8 protein-coding genes are annotated in these 18,868 nt (G+C 74.0%); 7 read left to right on the top strand and 1 reads right to left on the bottom strand.

Features of this window, described 5'->3' with window-relative positions; genetic code table 11:
* The first annotated feature begins 76 nt into the window (after positions 1-76).
* Both ACIQGZ_RS07105 and ACIQGZ_RS07100 read left to right on the top strand, forming a co-directional pair.
* The gene (locus ACIQGZ_RS07105) at positions 77-1,954 is read left to right on the top strand and encodes an ABC transporter ATP-binding protein (RefSeq protein ID WP_402599801.1); all 1,878 of its coding nucleotides are present in this window, start codon (positions 77-79) and stop codon (positions 1,952-1,954) included.
* Positions 1,951-3,891 (top strand): ABC transporter ATP-binding protein, encoded by a 1,941-nt coding sequence (locus tag ACIQGZ_RS07100; RefSeq protein WP_402599800.1) that lies wholly within the window; start codon positions 1,951-1,953, stop codon positions 3,889-3,891. Before ACIQGZ_RS07105 ends, ACIQGZ_RS07100 begins: the two co-directional genes overlap by 4 nt.
* A gap of 57 nt (positions 3,892-3,948) precedes the next feature.
* Here the strand turns inward: ACIQGZ_RS07100 and glgP are convergent, their stop codons facing one another.
* Entirely contained in the window at positions 3,949-6,651 is a 2,703-nt protein-coding gene (glgP, locus tag ACIQGZ_RS07095; RefSeq protein ID WP_402599799.1) for an alpha-glucan family phosphorylase, read from the bottom strand.
* A gap of 1,230 nt (positions 6,652-7,881) precedes the next feature.
* Here glgP and ACIQGZ_RS07090 point away from each other — a divergent pair.
* From ACIQGZ_RS07090 to pta, 5 genes are all read left to right on the top strand, one after another.
* Positions 7,882-9,894 carry a maltotransferase domain-containing protein gene (locus ACIQGZ_RS07090; RefSeq protein ID WP_402600014.1) on the top strand — a complete coding sequence of 671 codons (2,013 nt, stop codon included), beginning with the start codon at positions 7,882-7,884 and terminating at the stop codon, positions 9,892-9,894.
* Positions 9,891-11,594 (top strand): maltose alpha-D-glucosyltransferase, encoded by a 1,704-nt coding sequence (gene treS, locus ACIQGZ_RS07085; RefSeq protein WP_402599798.1) that lies wholly within the window; start codon positions 9,891-9,893, stop codon positions 11,592-11,594. The genes ACIQGZ_RS07090 and treS overlap by 4 nt, the downstream gene beginning before the upstream one ends.
* Positions 11,595-11,837: 243 nt before the next feature.
* A complete protein-coding gene (locus ACIQGZ_RS07080; RefSeq protein WP_402599797.1) occupies positions 11,838-13,469 on the top strand; it encodes a maltokinase in 1,632 nt (543 codons plus the stop codon).
* A 58-nt stretch (positions 13,470-13,527) separates the two neighbouring features.
* Positions 13,528-16,101 carry a 1,4-alpha-glucan branching protein GlgB gene (gene glgB, locus ACIQGZ_RS07075; protein WP_402599796.1) on the top strand — a complete coding sequence of 858 codons (2,574 nt, stop codon included), beginning with the start codon at positions 13,528-13,530 and terminating at the stop codon, positions 16,099-16,101.
* A 643-nt stretch (positions 16,102-16,744) separates the two neighbouring features.
* Positions 16,745-18,865, top strand: coding sequence for a phosphate acetyltransferase (gene pta, locus ACIQGZ_RS07070; protein WP_402599795.1), 2,121 nt, complete (start codon positions 16,745-16,747; stop codon positions 18,863-18,865).
* Positions 18,866-18,868 lie beyond the last annotated feature (3 nt).

The following is an 18,868-nucleotide window of genomic DNA, read 5'->3' as shown; positions in this document are numbered from 1 at the left end:
CCGGGGCGCGGACGGTGCTCCGGGCCGCCGGAAAATGAGATGTGGTTGTCAGTGCGGAGTCGTACGCTCGCGAACGATGTCCGCACACACCGACACCCCGCCCTCCGTGCCACGGCGCTCCGCCGTGCGCTCGCTGCTGCGCCTGTGGCCGTACGTCCGCCCGGTGCGCTGGTTCCTGGTGGCCTCCACCAGTGCGGCGCTGGTCGCCTCCGGCGCCGCACTGGTGGTGCCGCTGGTGCTCGGGCGGATCGTGGACGGGCCGGTCGCCCACCACGACACCGCCGCGCTCTGGCCGCTCGCCGGGCTGCTCCTGCTGCTGGGCGTGGCCGAGGCGGGGCTGTTCGGCCTGCGGCGCTGGCTGGTCGCCCGGCCGCTGGCGCGGGTCGAGCGCACGCTCCGCCGCGACCTGTACGGGCGGTTGCAGCGGCTGCCGATCTCCTTCCACGACCGCTGGGCCTCCGGGCAACTGCTCTCCCGCGCCACCTCGGACCTCTACACACTGCGGCTCTTCCTGGCCTTCGTGCTGGTCTTCCTGGTGGTGAACACCGCGGCCTTCCTGGCCGGCGTCGGGATCATGTTCTCGCTGGACTGGCGGCTGGGGCTGATCCTGGTGCTGCCGGTCGGGCCGCTGGTGGTGCTCTGCTCCTCCTTCGAGTCCCGGTACAGCACCGCCGCCCGCCGGGCGCAGGACCAGATCGGGGATCTGGCCACCGTGGTCGAGGAGTCGGTGCTCGGCATCCGCATCCTCAAGGCGTTCGGCCGGCACCGCTCCATGGCCCGGCGCTTCCGCGCCCAGGCCCATGAGCTGCGCTCCACCGAGCTGCACAAGGCCCGGCTGCTGGCCGACCTGTGGGCGGTGATCGTGGGGCTGCCCGAGATCGCCCTGGGCACGGCGCTCTGCGTGGGCTGCGTACAGGTCGCACACGGCCACCTCAGTGCCGGCACCCTGGTCGCCTTCCTCTCCACCGCGCTGGCGCTGCGCTGGCCGGTGGAGTCGCTGGGCTGGCTGCTGGCGTACAGCAACGAGGCGGCGACCGCGGCGGACCGGCTGTTCGAGGTGCTGGACACCCCGGAGGCCGAGCAGCAGGACGCGGCCCGGACCACGCCCGACCGGCCCGCCCGCGCCTTCTCCGGCGATGGCGATGGCGACCGCGACCGCGACGGCGACGGCGACGGCGACGGCGGGCAGCGGGACGGCATCCGGTTCACCGGTGTCCGCTTCCGCTATCCCGACGCCCCGGCCGACACCCCCGACCTGCTGCGCGGCGTCGACCTGCACATCCGGGCCGGCGAGACGATGGCCCTGGTCGGCGCCACCGGCAGCGGCAAGACCACGCTCACCGCGCTGCTCCCCCGGCTGTACGACACCACCGCCGGCCGCGTCACCGTGGACGGCACCGACGTCCGCGACCTGCCCCGCCATGAGCTGCGCGCCCGGGTCGCGGTGGCCTTCGAGGAGCCCACCCTGTTCTCCGCCTCCGTCCGGGAGAACGTGCTGATGGGCGCGCCGGACGCCGGGCCGCAGGCGCTGGAGCGGGCCCTGGACACCGCGCAGGCCGGTTTCGTCCGCAGCCTGCCCGACGGGGTGGACACCCAGGTCGGTGAGCAGGGGCTGAGCCTGTCCGGCGGCCAGCGGCAGCGGCTGGCGCTGGCCCGCGCCGTGGTCGGCGCCCCCGACTTCCTGGTGCTGGACGACCCGCTGTCCGCACTGGACGTGCACACCGAGGCCCTGGTGGAGGCCGCGCTGCGCCAGGTGCTGGCCGGCACCACCGCCCTGGTGGTGGCGCACCGGCCGAGCACCGTGCTGCTGGCCGACCGGGTGGCGCTGCTGGCCGACGGCCGGATCGCCGCCGTCGGCACCCACCATGAGCTGCTGGAGTCCTGTCCCGCCTACCGCGAGCTGATGTCCGGCGAGCCGGCCGGCCTGGTCCCCGAAGGGAGCATCACCCGATGACCTCCGCCACCGACGCGGAGCCGGACGCGCCGCAGCCCGTGTCCCAAACCGTGTCACCGGCCGTGTCACCGGCCGTGTCACCGGACGCCCCGCCGGCCGCCCCCGTGGCCGGCCCCGAGCCGGCCACCGGGCCCGACGACGCCGAGGAGGCGCCGGACGGCGAGGACATCCCCGTACCGCCGGGCGCCGCCGCCGCGCTGCTGCGCTCCCTGGCCGGCCCGCACCGGCGCCGGATCGCCGCCGCCGGCGCGCAGATCGCGGTCCAACAGGCCGCCCTCCAGGCCGGGCCGCTGCTGGTGGCGCTGGCCATCGACCGGGCCATCCCCGCGCTGCGCGACCACGACTCCGGGCCGCTGATCGCGGTCACCGCCGCCTATCTGGGCTGCGCACTGCTCAGCACCCTGCTCCAGCGGGCCTTCATCCGGATCACCGGCCGGATCAACCAGGACATCCTGCTGGACCTGCGCGGCCGGATCTTCCGGCACGCCCAGCGGCTCAGCCTGGACTTCCATGAGCGCTACACCTCGGGCCGGATCATCTCCCGGGCCACCAGCGATGTGGACACACTGCGCGAACTGCTCAACGAGGGCTTGCAGGAACTGCTGGCCGTGGCGCTGTCGCTGAGCTACATCTCGGTGCTGCTACTGGTGATGGACTGGCGGCTCGGCCTGGCGTCGCTGGCCTCCTTCCTGCCGATGTACCTGCTGGCGCGGTCCTTCCGCCGCCGCTCGCAGCGGGTCTACCGGCGGTCCCGCACCGCCGCCGCCAGCGTCATCGTCCGGTTCACCGAGACGATGAACGGCATCCGGCCGGTGCAGGCGTTCCGCCGCGAGCAGGCCAACGAGGCGGAGTTCGACAAGCTCAACGTGGGCTTCGCCGAGTCCAACGCGGACGGGCTGCTGGAGATGGCCCGCTTTGTGGCCACCTCCCGCGCCGCCGCCAATGTGTGGGTCACCGGTGTGGTGCTCTGGGGCGCCTACCTGGTGTCCGACGGCAGCCTGCAACTGGGCGTGCTGGCCGGCTTCGTGCTCTATCTGCGGCGGCTGTACGACCCGATCGACCAGCTGGCGATGTTCCTCAACAGCTACCAGGCGGCCGGCGCCGCGCTGGAGAAGATCGCCGGGCTGCTCGCCCATGAGCCCACCGTGGCCGAGCCCAGCGCCCCCGCCGCGCTGCCGGCCCGTCCGGAGGCGGCGGCCAAGGGCCGCGAGGTGGTCTTCGACGGCGTCTCCTTCGGCTACCGCACCGGCAAGGAGGTGCTGCCCCGCTTCGATCTGGTGCTGCCCGCCGGGCAGACGGTCGCGGTGGTGGGCTCCACCGGCGCGGGCAAGTCCACGGTGGCCAAGCTGCTGGCCCGGTTCTACGACCCCACCGGCGGCCGGATCACCCTGGACGGCGTGGACCTGCGCGATCTGGCCACCCCCGAGCTGCGGCGCGGGGTGGTGATGGTCACCCAGGAGTCCTTCCTCTTCTCCGGGACGGTGGCCGACAACATCGCCGTCGGGCGCCCCGGGGCGACCCGGGAGGAGGTGGAGCAGGCCGCGCACGCCATCGGCGCGTACGACTTCGTCGCCGCCCTGCCGGAGGGCTTCGACACCGATGTCCGCAAGCGCGGCGGCCGGATCTCGGCCGGTCAGCGGCAGCTGGTCGCCTTCGCCCGCGCCCTGCTCGCGGACCCGGCCGTGCTGATCCTGGACGAGGCCACCTCCTCGCTGGACGTGCCCGGCGAGCGGGCGGTGCAGGAGGCGATGCGCACGGTGCTGGCCGGCCGGACAGCGGTGATCATCGCGCACCGGCTCTCCACGGTGGAGATCGCGGACCGGGTGCTGGTCATGGAGCACGGCCGGATCGTGGAGGACGGCACCCCGGCCGAGCTGATCGGCGGCGCCGGGCGGTTCGCGGACCTGCACCAGGCGTGGCGGGACAGCCTGGTCTGAGCCACACCGGTCGCGCCCCCGCCCTGCTGGGCGGGGGCGCGGTCGAGTGCGGAACCGTCAGCGCAGCAGACCGGCGTCCATGCCGGCCGACTCCGGCGGGACGGCGATCAGGCCGAGCTCGGCGGGCGAGGCCAGCAGCGGATGGGCGGGCAGGATGCGGACGGTGTAGCCGAACGGGCCGGTGCGGCTGAGTTCGAGCGGGCCCTCGTACAGCCAGCGGCCGTCGATGTCCGGGCGGCCGGACGGCTTGAGCGACACCGTCGCCGCGCCGGTGATCCGGTCGCCGTCGTCCACCCGGCCGGCCACCACCTGGACGTCCACGTCGGACGGCTCCAGCGTGCCGAGCGCGACCTGCACCCGCAGCGCCAGGGTGCTGCCCAGCTCGGGCGCGTCGGCCGGACCGCCGGCCTCCACATGCTCGACCCGGACGGCCGGCCAGGCGGCGCGCACCCGGGCCTTCCACTCCGCGAGCCCCCGGGCGCCGGAGTACGGCGAGCCGTCGGGCACCGGCCCGGCCAGCCTGCGGTGCGCGGCGGCGGCCGGGGCATAGAGCCGCTCGACGTACTCGCGGACCATCCGCCCGGCGAGCACCTTGGGACCGAGGTGGACCAGGGTGTGGCGGACCATCTCGATCCAGCGGTGCGGCAGGCCGCCGGGCCCCCGGTCGTAGAAGCGGGCCGCGACCTGGTGCTCGATCAGGTCGTACAGCGCCGCCGCCTCCAGGTCGTCGCGGCGCTCGGTGTCCAGCTCCTGGCTGCCGGCCGGACCGACGCCCAGCCCGGCGCTCTCGGCGGTGGGGATCGCCCAGCCGTTGGAGCCGTCGAACCACTCGTCCCACCAGCCGTCCAGCACCGAGAGGTTGAGGCAGCCGTTGAGCGCCGCCTTCATCCCGGAGGTGCCGCACGCCTCCAGCGGGCGCAGCGGGTTGTTCAGCCAGACGTCGCACCCGGGGTAGAGGTGCTGGGCCATCGCCATGTCGTAGTCGGGCAGGAAGACGATCCGGTGGCGCACCGCCGGGTCGTCGGAGAAGCGGACCATCTCCTGGATGAGCCGCTTGCCGCCGTCGTCGGCCGGGTGCGCCTTGCCGGCGATCACGATCTGCACCGGCCGCTCGGGGTGCAGCAGCAGGCGGCGCAGCCGGTCGGGGTCGCGCAGCATCAGGGTGAGCCGCTTGTAGGAGGGCACCCGCCGGGCGAAGCCGATGGTGAGCACGTCCGGGTCGAGCGCGGAGTCGGTCCAGCCGAGCTCGGCGTCGCCCGCGCCGCGCTGCCGCCAGGAGGCGCGCAGCCGGCGCCGGGCCTCGTCGACCAGCTGGGCGCGGAGTGACCGGCGCAGCTCCCAGACGTCGGTGTCGGGGATGGACTCGATGCCGTGCCAGCGCCGCGCCTCGCCGATCATCATGGCGTCCTCGGCGTGCTCGGCGCCGATCTCCCGGGCGCCCAACCGGACCACGGCGGGGTCGATCCAGGTGGGGGCGTGGACGCCGTTGGTGATCGAGGTGATCGGCACCTCGGCGGCGTCGAAGCCGGGCCACAGGCCGTTGAACATGCCCCGGCTGACCTCGCCGTGCAGGGTGGAGACGCCGTTGGCGCGCTGGGCCAGCCGCAGGCCCATGGCGGCCATGTTGAACAGCGCGGGGTCGCCGCCGTCCCAGGTCTCGGCGCCGAGCGCGAGCACCTGTTCGACGGGGACGCCGGGCAGTGCCGCGTCGCCGCTGAAGTGGCGGGCGACCAGCTCCCGGTCGAACCGGTCGATACCGGCCGGCACCGGGGTGTGGGTGGTGAAGACGGTGCCGGCCCGCACCGCCTCCAGCGCGGCGGGGAAGTCGAGGCCGGGCTCGCCGTCGCCGGGGCCGGCGGCCAGCTCGCGGATGCGCTCCACCCCGAGGAAGCCGGCGTGGCCCTCGTTGGTGTGGAAGACCTCGGGGGCGGGGTGGCCGGTGAGGCGGCAGAAGGTCCGTACGGCGCGGACGCCGCCGATGCCGAGCAGCATCTCCTGGAGGAGCCGGTGTTCGCTGCCGCCGCCGTAGAGGCGGTCGGTGACGTCCCGCTCGGCTGCGGCGTTCTCCTCGATGTCGGAGTCGAGGAGCAGCAGCGGCACCCGCCCGACCTGGGCCTTCCAGATGTGGGCGTGCAGCCGGCGGCCGCCGAACAGCGGCAGGACGACCAGGCAGGGGCTGCCGTCGGGCTCGCGGAGCAGGCTGACGGCCAGTTCGTTGGGGTCCAGCAGCGGGTAGCGCTCCTGCTGCCAGCCGTCCCGGGAGAGGGACTGGCGGAAGTAGCCGTGGCGGTAGAAGAGGCCGACGCCGATGACGGGCACGCCCAGGTCGCTGGCGGCCTTGAGGTGGTCGCCGGCCAGGATGCCGAGGCCGCCGGAGTACTGCGGGAGCGCGGCGGCGATGCCGTACTCGGGGGAGAAGTACGCGATGCCGGACGGCAGCGGTTCGCCGTCGTCGCCGGGCAGCGCGTCCTGGTACCAGCGGGTTCCGGTGAGGTAGTCCTGGAGCTCGTCTGCGGTGTCGTGGAGGCGGCGCAGGAAGCGCCGGTCGGCGGCGAGGGCCGTCAGCCTGGCCGCCGAGACCTCGCCGAGGAGGCGGACCGGGTCCTCACCGGTGGACTCCCAGACCTCCGGGTCCACGGAACGGAAGAGGTCCCTGGTCTCCGGGTGCCAGGACCACCGCAGGTTGAGCGCGAGCTCGTGCAGCGGTTGGAGTTGCTCGGGCAGGACGGTGCGGACTGTGAATCTGCGGATTGCCTTCACGCTCGGAAGCGTAGCCTCGGGCAGCGCGCCAAGGCAGCGTCAACTCGGTGTCCGAGGGCCGTTCGGCTCAGTGGTGAGATCACAAGCGGTGTACCGCGCCCGCGTATGGAGGCGCGAGGGGCGCACGGCAGCCGCCCGGCTGCGCCGGGGCGCACCGCGACGTCCCGACGAGCGCCGCGTGACCGCCGAGACACGCCGCAGACAGGCCCAAACTGCTGCGTCGCGGTCGGCGCCGGTGCGAGGATGCGTGCGGGGCGAAGGCTCCGTGACCAGGGGCGGCCAGGGCGCCGCGCCGGTGCGGGACCCTGCCCGGAAATCCCTCATTCCCGCTTGCTGTCCGCCACCGCGCCGAACCGGCCGCCGGTGGCCGATGTCCGCGTGTCCTCCAACCGTGCGCGCTCGTTGTCGAGTCGGTGCGACCGTCCGTCCGGAACACCTCCGGGACGGCGGTCGAAGCGCCCCCACCGGGGCGCGCGCCGGAGCGCGCCCGGCCCGCTGCCAGGACGCGCGGGCGGGGCCCGGCCAACGGCAGGTTGTCGGGCGGAAAGGCGGGGGAAGGCTCTCCGGGACCGCAACTGGAGCCGGTCCGTCGTCCCGTACATCAGTCCTCCCGGTACTCCTTTCCGGGCTCGCCGCCCAAGTTTCGGGGCGTGGCGGGCGTTCCGATGGGAGCTGCCGCCGATCGCGGGCAGGAGCTTCGCCATGCACGACGAGAAGCGGACACCGTCCACGCCGACCACACCGCCGGGTGCGCCCGGCCGGGTCACCGGACGGGCGTCACAGGCCGAACCGACCCGGGCCGCCTTGGCGGCCGAGCCCTCCGCGCCGGTGCCGGCGCAGCAGGCCCTGGCGGCCGGGGGCGGCGCGCCCGCGCCCAGAGCCGCGGCCGCCGCCCGGCCGGACGCCGAGCGGGCGGCCGAGCGGGCGGCCGAGCGGGCGGCCGAGCGGGCGGCCGAGCGGGCGGCCGGGACGCCGCCGGCGCCCGCCGCGAAGCGGGCCGCGCCGGGGAAGGCGGCCAGGAAGGCGGCGGACGGCCCGGCGAAGAAGGCCGCGAAGAAGGCGCCCGGCAAGACGGCGCCCGGCAAGGCGGCGGCGGGCAAGGCGGCGGCGGGCAAGGCGGCGAGCGGTACGGCGGGGACCAGGAAGGCGGCGAAGAAGGTGCCGGCCGGGCCCGGCACCCCGAGCATGCCCGGCACCCCGACCGCGCCCGGCCCGGCGGCCCAGACGACCATGGTCGGCCGCATCCCGGTGCTGGACGTCCGCCCGCTGGTCGACTGCGGCCGCCGCCCGGCCAAGGCCGTCGCCGGGGAGACCTTCCAGGTCAGCGCCACCGTATTCCGGGAGGGCCACGACGCGGTCAACGCCAATGTGGTGCTGCGCGACCCGGAGGGCCGCAGCGGCCCGTGGACGCCGATGCGCGAGCTGGCCCCGGGCACCGACCGCTGGGGCGCGGACGTCACCCCCACCGCCACCGGCCGCTGGACGTACGCGGTGGAGGCGTGGAGCGATCCGGTGGAGACCTGGCGGCACAACGCCCGGATCAAGATCCCGGCCGAGCTGGACACCGCCCTGGTGCTGGAGGAGGGCGCCCAACTGCTGGAGCGCGCCGCCGCCGGGGTGCCCGCCGACGACGGCCGGGCGGTGGTGCTGGCGGCGGTGGAGGCGCTGCGCGACTCCGGGCTGCCGCCGATGACCCGGCTGGCGGCGGCGGTCTCCGCCGAGGTCACGGCGGTGCTGGGCCGCCACCCGCTGCGCGAGCTGGTGACCGCCTCCCAGCCGCTGCCGCTCCGGGTGGACCGCCCCCGGGCGCTGTTCGGCTCCTGGTACGAGTTCTTCCCCCGCTCCGAGGGCGCGGTCGTCGACCCGACCGGGGTCCGCCCGCCCCGCAGCGGCACCCTGCGCACCGCCGCCGAGCGGCTGCCGGCCGTCGCCGCGATGGAGTTCGACGTGGTGTACCTGCCGCCGATCCACCCCATCGGGCGGGCGTACCGCAAGGGCCCCAACAACAGCCTGGACGCCGGCCCGCACGACGTCGGCTCGCCGTGGGCGATCGGCTCCCCCGAGGGCGGCCATGACGCGGTCCACCCCGACCTGGGCACCATCGAGGACTTCGACGCCTTCGTGGCCCGCGCCGCCGAGCTGGGCATGGAGGTGGCACTGGACTTCGCGTTGCAGTGCTCCCCGGACCACCCCTGGGTCAACAAGCACCCGGAGTGGTTCCGGCACCGGGCCGACGGCTCCATCGCGTACGCGGAGAACCCGCCGAAGAAGTACCAGGACATCTACCCCGTCAACTTCGACCAGGACTTCGAGGGGCTGGTCCGGGAGACGCAGCGGGTGCTGCGCTACTGGATGGCGCACGGGGTGCGGATCTTCCGGGTGGACAATCCGCACACCAAGCCGGTGGTCTTCTGGGAGCGGGTGCTCGGCGACATCGCGCGCACCGACCCCGATGTGCTGTTCCTGGCCGAGGCGTTCACCCGCCCGGCGATGATGCACACCCTGGGCAAGGTCGGCTTCCACCAGTCGTACACCTACTACACCTGGCGCACCGGCAAGCAGGAGCTGACGGAGTACCTCACCGAGCTGAGCGGTGAGGCGGCCTCGTACATGCGGCCGAACTTCTTTGTGAACACCCCCGACATCCTGCACGCCTTCCTCCAGCACGGCGGCCCGGGGGCGTTCGCGCTGCGGGCGGTGCTGGCGGCCACCCTCGCGCCCAGCTGGGGGGTGTACGCGGGGTACGAGCTCTACGAGGGCGCCGCGGTGCACGCCGGCTCGGAGGAGTACCTGGACTCCGAGAAGTACCAGCTGCGGCCGCGCGACTGGGCCGCCGCCCAGGCCGAGGGCCGCACCCTGGCCCCGCTGATCACCGCGCTCAACCGGCTGCGGCGGCACCATCCGGCGCTGCGCGAGCTGCGGAACATCCGCTTCCACCACGCCGACAACGACGCCGTCCTGGCGTTCTCCAAGCACACCTCGGGCGCCGGTGTCGGTGGCACCGGGGCGCCGCCCGCCCACGACGACGCCGTCCTGGTGGTGGTCAACCTCGACCCCCGGCAGGCCCAGGAGGCCACCGTCACCCTCGACCTGCCCGCTCTCGGGTTGGAGTGGCACGACCAACTGGCGGTGCGCGACGAGCTCACCGGTGCCACTTACCGCTGGGGTCAGCACAACTACGTCCGGCTCGACCCGTCCCAGCAGCCGGCGCACATCCTCACGGTTCGGAGGACCGCAGAGTGATCGTCAATGAGCCAGTTCCCGACACGTTCGAGGACACCCCGCAGAAGGACCGCGACCCCGACTGGTTCAAGCGCGCGGTGTTCTACGAAGTCCTCGTCCGCTCCTTCCAGGACAGCAACGGAGACGGTGTCGGAGACCTCAAGGGGCTCACCGCGAAACTGGACTACCTCCAGTGGCTGGGGGTGGACTGCCTCTGGCTGCCGCCCTTCTTCGCCTCGCCGCTGCGCGACGGCGGCTACGACGTCTCGGACTACACGGCGGTGCTCCCGGAGTTCGGCGACCTGGCCGACTTCGTGGAGTTCGTGGACGCCGCGCACCAGCGCGGCATGCGGGTGGTCATCGACTTCGTGATGAACCACACCAGCGACCAGCACCCCTGGTTCCAGGAGTCCCGCAAGAACCCGGACGGCCCGTACGGGGACTACTACATGTGGGCCGACGACGACAAGCAGTACCCGGACGCGCGGATCATCTTCATCGACACCGAGACGTCCAACTGGACCTACGACCCGGTGCGCAAGCAGTACTTCTGGCACCGCTTCTTCTCCCACCAGCCGGACCTGAACTTCGACAGCCCGGCGGTGCAGGAGGAGATCCTGGCGGCGCTGCGGTTCTGGCTGGACCTGGGCATCGACGGCTTCCGGCTGGACGCGGTCCCGTACCTGTACGCCCGGGAGGGCACCAACTGCGAGAACCTGCCGGAGACCCACTCCTTCCTACGCCGGGTGCGCGCCGAGATCGACGCGCAGTACCCCGACACCGTGCTGCTCGCCGAGGCCAACCAGTGGCCGGAGGACGTCGTCGACTACTTCGGCGCCTTCGAGCAGGGCGGCGACGAGTGCCACATGGCGTTCCACTTCCCGGTGATGCCGCGGATCTTCATGGCGGTGCGCCGGGAGTCGCGCTACCCGGTCTCGGAGATCCTGGCCAAGACGCCCAAGATCCCGTCCGGCTGCCAGTGGGGCATCTTCCTGCGCAACCATGACGAGCTCACGTTGGAGATGGTCACCGACGAAGAGCGCGACTACATGTACGCGGAGTACGCCAAGGACCCCCGGATGCGGGCCAACGTCGGCATCCGCCGCCGGCTGGCGCCGCTGCTGGACAACGACCGCAACCAGATCGAGTTGTTCACCGCGCTGCTGCTGGCGCTGCCCGGCTCGCCGGTCCTGTACTACGGCGACGAGATCGGCATGGGCGACAACATCTGGCTGGGCGACCGGGACGGCGTGCGCACCCCGATGCAGTGGACGCCCGACCGCAACGCCGGTTTCTCCTCCTGCGACCCGGGCAGGCTCAACCTGCCGACCATCATGGACCCGGTCTACGGCTTCCAGGTGACCAACGTCGAGGCGCAGATGAGCAACACCAGCTCGCTGCTCCACTGGACCCGCCGGATGATCGAGATCCGGAAACTCAACCCGGCCTTCGGGCTGGGCAGCTACGCGGAACTGCCGTCCAGCAATCCGGCGGTGCTGGCCTTCGTCCGCGAGTACGGCGACGACCTGGTGATGTGCGTCAACAACTTCTCCCGGTTCGCGCAGCCGACGGAGCTGGACCTCCGGCAGTACGGGGGCCTGCACCCGGTGGAGCTGATCGGCGGGGTGCGCTTCCCGGCGATCGGTGAACTGCCGTACCTGCTGACGCTGGCGGGGCACGGCTTCTACTGGTTCCGGCTGCGCCGGTCCGAGGCGTCCTGACGGCTCGGCAGCCGAACGCGAACAGCAACACCGCCTTCCCGGGGCGTGTCGGCGAGACACCCCGGGAAGGCGCCCGGCACCACCGTACGGAGACGCAAGAGAACCCATTCGGACCCCCACGGCGTGACACGCGGCCCCTTTGACCGCGTGCCGGAGCCGCCGCGCCGCTGATATCCGGAACACTGGCAAATCCGGCCAACTCACCTGAGCCGGACAAACCGTGTCATCCGGGGAAAGGGAGCCATGTCGGACACCTCCCGGCCTCGTGCCACCGTCAACGGCGGGCCGCGCAGCGGCACCGCGGCCCACCCAGAGGCCCCGTCCCGCCCGGACGCCCCGTCCCGCACCGACTCCCCGCCGGGCCACGCGGCCCGCACCGACGCCGGGACCGACGCCCTGGTCGGCGCGGCGCTCCCGCTGCTCGGCTCCTGGCTGCCCGGCCGGCGCTGGTTCGCCGGCAAAGGGCGACCGGTGACCGCAATCACCCCGATCGCCGCCACCCCGCTGCTGGACGGCGACCCCACCCTGATCCACCTGCTGCTCCGCGTCGAACAGCGCACCGGCGGCGACGACCAGACCACCGCCGACGTCTACCAGCTGCTGCTGGCCGCCCGCGCCGACCTGCCGGGGCGGCTCGGCCGGGCCGCAATCGGCAGGATCTCCGGCGGCCCGTACGACGGCACCGTGGTCTACGACGCCGCCCATGACACCGACCTCACCCGCTGGCTGCTCACCTGCTTCGCCAAGCCGGGCGAGCTGGGCCCGCTGGTCTTCCGGCGGCTGCCGGGCACCCAGATCCCGGCCGGGCTCACCGGGCGGGCGGTGACCGCCGAGCAGAGCAACACCTCGCTGGTGTACGGCAGCGCGCTGATCCTCAAGCTGTTCCGCCGGGTGAGCCCCGGGATCAACCCCGACCTCGAACTGTCGCTGGCCCTCGCCCGAGCCGGCTCCAGCCGCATCCCGCGCCCCGCCGCCTGGTTCGAGACCAGGCTGACCGGCAGCGACGACTCCGACCCGGCCACCCTGGGCCTGCTCCAGCAGTTCCTGGCCGGGGCGGCGGACGGCTGGGAGCTGGCGCTGGAGCACGTACAGCGGCTCTGCACCGACCCCGAGTGGTGCGGCGCCCGGGACGGCCGGCCGTCCGACCACATCAGCGGCAACTTCTCCGCAGAGTCGTTCCTGCTGGGGCGGGCCACGGCCGAAGTACACCTGGCGCTGGCCCGCACCCTCCCGGTCGGCGTGCTGGACCGGCCGCAGACCGACCAGCTGGCGGCCGGGATGGCCCGCCGGCTGGACGCGGCCACCGTCGCGGTGCCCGACCTGCTGCCCTACCGGCCCGCCCTCCAGGACGCCTTCCGCGAACTGGCCGAATCGGCGCGCGACGGGCGGGCGCTGCGCATCCAGCGCATCCACGGCGACCTGCACCTCGGCCAGTCGATGCGCACCGCCGACGGCTGGGTGCTGCTGGACTTCGAGGGTGAGCCCGCCAAGTCGCTGGGCGAGCGCCGCCGGCTCCAGCCGCCGGTGCGGGACGTGGCGGCGATGCTGCGCTCCTTCGACTACGCCGCCGCCCATCTGCTGGCCGAGCAGCCCGCCACCGTGCCCGACCCCCGGGGCGGCGGCCGGCAGTCGGCCGACCGCGACCACCTGGCCCGGCTGGCGACCGCCTGGGCGGTACGCAACCGGGCCGCCTTCTGCGCCGGCTACGCGGCCGGCGGCGGCGAGGACCCGCGCAGCGACGCGGTGCTGCTGCGCGCCTTCGAGATCGACAAGGCGGTGTACGAGGTCGTGTACGAGGCCCGGCACCGGCCCGACTGGCTGCCGATCCCGATGTCCGCCGTCCGCCGCCTGGCGGCGGGCGCCGCCCCGGCGTGACCCGGTTCCCGACCATCCCCCATCCCTGCGACCCAGACCAGCCCAGGAGGCATCGGCCGTGACCGCGCCCGACCCGACCCGCCCGACATCGCAGCTCCAGCGGCAGCCGCCGTCCGTGGTGGCGCCGCGCCCCGACGCGGAGTCCGCGCCCACCGGGGCGGTGCCCGGCGGGGCGGCGCCGGCCGCGGCTCCGGAGGCCACCACCGCCGAGCCGCCCGCCGCCGGGCGGGCCGCCGGGTCCGGTCGGCCGTCCGGTCCCCGCCCGACCGATCCGCAGCCGATCGATCCGCGTCCGATCGATCCGCGTCCGGGCAGCCTGCGGGCGGGCGGCCCGCAGTCGGGCGACCCGCAGCAGCCAGGAGGTGCGCGGCCCGGTGGCCGGGCGGCGGGCGGCGGCCGGGCGGCGGAGCCGATCCGGCTGCCGGAGGCGCCGCTGGCGCCGGGCGAGATCGACCGGCTGGTGGCCGGTGCCCACCACGACCCGCACGGCCTGCTCGGCGGGCACCCGGTCTCCGGCGGGGTGGCGGTGCGGGCGCTGCGGCCGATGGCCGAGCGGGTGGTGGTCGAGACGCCGATCGGCTCCGCCGAGCTGGTGCACCAGCGCGACGGGCTGTTCACCGGCCTGCTGCCGGTGGAGCTGGTCCCGGACTACCGGCTACGGGTCACCTACGGCGGCGCCGAGTACGTGCAGGACGACGGCTACCGGTTCCTGCCCACCCTCGGTGAGATGGACCTGCACCTGATCAGCGAGGGCCGGCACGAGCAGCTCTGGGCGGTGCTCGGCTCGCATGTGCGCAGCTACGACACCGGCCTGGGCCGGGTGACCGGCACCGCCTTCGCCGTGTGGGCGCCCAACGCGGTCGGCGTGCGGCTGGTCGGTGACTTCAACGGCTGGAACGGCTGCTGCTACCCGATGCGCTCGCTGGGCTCCTCCGGCGTCTGGGAGCTGTTCGTTCCGCAACTGGCCGAGGGCACCCGCTACAAGTACGAGATCCGCACCCGGGACGGCCGGCTGATCCAGAAGGCCGACCCGCTGGCCCGGTCCGCCGAGTGCCCGCCGGGCACCGCGTCGGTGGTGCACACCTCCGCGTACACCTGGCAGGACGGCGAGTGGATGGCGGCGCGGGCCGCCGAGCAGCCGCACCGGGAGCCGATGTCGGTGTACGAGGTGCACCTGCCGTCCTGGCGGCCGGGGCTCTCCTACCGGGAGCTGGCCGAGGTGCTGCCGGAGTACGTCACCGACCTGGGCTTCACCCATGTGGAGTTCCTGCCGGTGATGGAGCACCCCTTCGGCGGCTCCTGGGGCTACCAGGTGTCCGGCTACTTCGCGCCCACCGCCCGGATGGGCGGCCCGGACGACTTCAAGTACCTGGTGGACGCGCTGCACCGGGCCGGGGTCGGCGTGCTGGTCGACTGGGTGCCGGCCCACTTCCCCAAGGACGACTTCGCGCTGGCCCGCTTCGACGGCGAGCCGCTGTACGAGCCGGCCGACCCGCAGCGGGCCGAGCACCCCGACTGGGGCACCCTGGAGTTCGACTACGGCCGCACCGAGGTCCGCAACTTCCTGGTCGCCAACGCGGTGTTCTGGTGCGAGGAGTACCACGTGGACGGGCTGCGGGTGGACGCCGTGGCCTCGATGCTCTACCTGGACTACTCCCGGGAGTACGGCTCCTGGACGCCCAACGCGTACGGCGGCCGGGAGAACCTGGACGCGGTCGCCTTCCTCCAGGAGATGAACGCCACCCTCTACCGGCGCTGCCCCGGCGCGGTCACCATCGCCGAGGAGTCCACCGCCTGGGACGGCGTCACCCGCCCCACCCACCTGGACGGCCCCACCGGCATCGGCGGGCTGGGCTTCGGCCTGAAGTGGAACATGGGCTGGATGCACGACTCGCTGGTGTACATGGCCAAGGACCCGGTGCACCGCAAGTACCACCACAACGACATGACCTTCTCCATGGTGTACGCCTACTCGGAGAACTACGTGCTGCCGATCTCGCACGACGAGGTGGTGCACGGCAAGGGCTCGCTGGTCTCCAAGATGCCCGGCGACTGGTGGCAGCAGCGGGCCAACCTGCGGGCGTACCTGGCGTTCATGTGGTCGCACCCGGGCAAGCAGCTGCTCTTCATGGGCCAGGAGTTCGCCCAGGGCGCGGAGTTCGACCACGACACCGGGCCGCAGTGGTGGGTGCTGGAGCCGGACTGGCCGGCGGCGGGCGACCACCGGGGCGTACAGGACCTGGTACGCGAGCTCAACCGGACCTACCGGGCCACCCCGGCGCTCTGGGAGCTGGACACCGACCCGGCCGGCTTCTCCTGGCTGGACGGCGGCGCGGCCGAGGACAACGTCTTCTCCTTCGTCCGCTACGACACGGCCGGGCATCCGCTGGTGGTGGTGAGCAACTTCTCCCCCGTGGTCCGGGAGGGGTACCGGGTGGGGCTGCCGCACGCCCCGGCCGGGTCGCACGGGCTGTGGACGGAGGCGCTCAACACCGACGCGGTGGCGTACGGGGGCGGCGGGGTCGGCAACCCGGACCCGATCAAGGCCGAGCCCGAGAGCCACCACGGCCGCGACCTCAGCGCCGAACTCGTCCTGCCGCCCCTCGCCACCCTCTGGCTCCGGCCGTCCTGACCCACCCCGTCCGGGGCGCTGGGGTCGGCCGTGCAGCGCGAGGGAGCCTACGGCGACCGGCCATGCAGCGGCTCCGGGGCGCGGGGTTGCTGGTTCGTTCCAGGGCTCGGGGGGTGCGGGGTTGTTCGCGCAGTTCCCCGCGCCCCTGGGGGGTGCCGGGTTGCTGGTCCGTTCCAGGGCTCGGGGGGTGCCGGGTCGTTCGCGCAGTTCCCCGCGCCCCTGGGGGGTGCCGGGCTGCTGGTCCGTTCCAGGGCTCGGGGGGGTGCCGGGCTGTTCGCGCAGTTCCCCGCGCCCCTGGGGGGTGCCGGGCTGCTGGTCCGTTCCAGGGCTCGGGGGGTGCCGGGCTGTTCGCGCAGTTCCCCGCGCCCCTGGGGGGTGCCGGGCTGCTGGTCCGTTCCAGGGCTCGGGGGGTGCCGGGTCGTTCGCGCAGTTCCCCGCGCCCCTGGGGAGGGGCCGGGCTGCTGGTCCGTTCCAGGGCTCGGGGAGTGCCGGGTCGTTCGCGCAGTTCCCCGCGCCCCTGGGGAGGGGCCGGGCTGTTCCTGGGGGGCTCGCGGGGGTGGGTTGGGGGCGCGGGTATGGTCGGGAGGTGTCCGGTGCCGCGCGAGCGAGGAGGCACGGCAGCCCACGGAACGGAGAAGAGCGCGTGGCGCGCAGTGTGTACGTGACCGGGATCGGCCGGGGGGACGGCCGGCAGGTGGTGGAGCTGGGGGTCATGGAGCTGCTGACCCGCCACGCCGACCGGGTCGGTGTCTTCCGTCCGCTGGTGCACGCGGCGACCCCCGGCGGCCCCGGCACCGACCATGTGGTGGAGCTGCTGCGCGGCCGCTACCGGCTCGACGTGCCGCCGGAGGACTGCTACGGCCTCACGTACGAGGAGGCCACCGCCCTCCAGGCGGAGCGCGGGGTGGACGAGCTGGTGTCGGTGCTGGTGGACCGCTTCCGCCGGGTGGAGCGCGACTGTCCGGCGATGCTGGTGCTCGGCACCGACTTCGCCGACACCAGCATCCCGGACGAGCTGGCGTTCAACGCCCGGCTGGCCAATGAGTTCGGCGCCTGGGTGCTGCCGGTGGTCGGCGGGCACCGGGAGGGCGCCGACGCGGTGGTGGCCGAGGTGCGCAACGCGTACCGGGCCTACAGCGACCTGGGCTGTGCCGTACTGGCAATGATCGCCAACCGGGTGGCCCCCTCCGACAAGCAGCAGATCGTACGGCGGCTGGCGGACCGCCCACCGGTGCCGGTGCACGTACTGCCGGAGGAACCGGCGCTGGCCGCGCCCACCGTGGCGCAGGTCGTCCAGGCCACCGACGCCGAGGTGCTGCTCGGGGACGCCACCGGCCTGGCCCGCGATGTGCGGGGGTTCGTCTTCGGCGGTGCCACGCTGCCGACCTTCCTGGCCGCGCTGACCGAGGGCGCCGTGGTGGTCACCCCCGGGGACCGCGCCGACCTGGTGATCGGCACCCTGGCCGCGCACGCCGCCGGCGCCCCGCCGGTGGCTGGCGTGCTGCTCACCCTGGGCATCCGCCCCGACCCCGATGTGCTGGCGCTGGCCGGGCGGCTGGCCCCGGGCACCCCGGTGGCGGTCGCCCCGGAGGGCAGCTGGCTCACCGCCGCCTCGCTCTCCGGCCTGGAGGGCCGGCTGACCGCCGCCAGCCCGCGCAAGGCCGAGACCGCGCTCGGACTCTTCGAGCTGCATGTGGACACCGCCGAGCTGATCGACCGGATAGAGCTGAGCCGCTCCGAGCGGGTCACCCCGATGATGTTCGAGCACGAGCTGCTGGAGCGGGCCCGCGCCGAGCGCCGCCATGTGGTGCTACCGGAGGGCACCGAGGAGCGGGTGCTGCGCGCCGCCGAAGTGCTGCTGCGCCGCAATGTCTGCGATCTGACGCTGCTCGGCGCCCCGGACGCGATCCGCCGCCGGGCCGCCGACCTCGGTGTCGACCTGGGCCTGGACCGGGAGCCCACCGGCGCCGCCGCCCGGATCGTCGACCCGGTCTCCTCCCCGCTGCGGGACGGCTTCGCGGAGCTGTACGCCAAGCTGCGCGCGCACCGGGGCGTCACCGTGGAGCAGGCGTATGACGTGGTCGGGGACGTCAGCTACTTCGGCACCCTGATGGTCCAGGAGGGCCTGGCCGACGGGATGGTCTCCGGTGCGGTGCACTCCACCGCCGCCACCATCCGGCCGGCCTTCGAGGTGATCAAGACCGCACCCGGGGCGGCCATCGTCTCGTCGGTCTTCTTCATGTGCCTGGCCGACCGGGTGCTGGTGTACGGCGACTGCGCGGTCAACCCGGACCCGGACGCCCGGCAGCTGGCCGACATCGCGATCCAGTCCGCCGACACGGCCGCCCAGTTCGGGGTGGAGCCCCGGGTCGCCATGCTCTCGTACTCCACCGGGACGTCCGGCTCCGGCGCGGACGTGGACAAGGTCCGCGAGGCCACCGCGCTGGTCCGCGAGCAGCGGCCGGACCTGCTGGTGGAGGGCCCGATCCAGTACGACGCGGCGGTGGACCCGGGGGTGGCGGCCACCAAGCTGCCCGGCTCCCGGGTGGCCGGCAACGCCACCGTACTGGTCTTCCCCGACCTGAACACCGGCAACAACACCTACAAGGCCGTGCAGCGCTCGGCCGGCGCCGTCGCGGTGGGCCCGGTGCTCCAGGGCCTGCGCAAGCCGGTGAACGACCTGTCGCGCGGCGCGCTGGTGCAGGACATCGTCAACACGGTCGCCATCACCGCGATCCAGGCCCAGGGCCGGAGCGGGCGGTGACCG

This window comes from Streptomyces sp. NPDC092296 (genome assembly GCF_044755465.1).
Lineage (GTDB): Bacteria > Actinomycetota > Actinomycetes > Streptomycetales > Streptomycetaceae > Peterkaempfera.
Note: the sequence above shows the minus strand (reverse complement) of the source record. Positions and strands in the feature narration are given on the sequence as shown.

What these genes read in the sequence shown, in the direction of transcription:
- ACIQGZ_RS07105 (WP_402599801.1), top strand. Translation starts at nt 77, where the DNA reads ATGTCCGCACACACCGACACCCCGCCCTCCGTGCCACGGCGCTCCGCC.
- ACIQGZ_RS07100 (WP_402599800.1), top strand. Translation starts at nt 1,951, where the DNA reads ATGACCTCCGCCACCGACGCGGAGCCGGACGCGCCGCAGCCCGTGTCC.
- ACIQGZ_RS07090 (WP_402600014.1), top strand. Translation starts at nt 7,882, where the DNA reads ATGGTCGGCCGCATCCCGGTGCTGGACGTCCGCCCGCTGGTCGACTGC.
- ACIQGZ_RS07080 (WP_402599797.1), top strand. Translation starts at nt 11,838, where the DNA reads ATGTCGGACACCTCCCGGCCTCGTGCCACCGTCAACGGCGGGCCGCGC.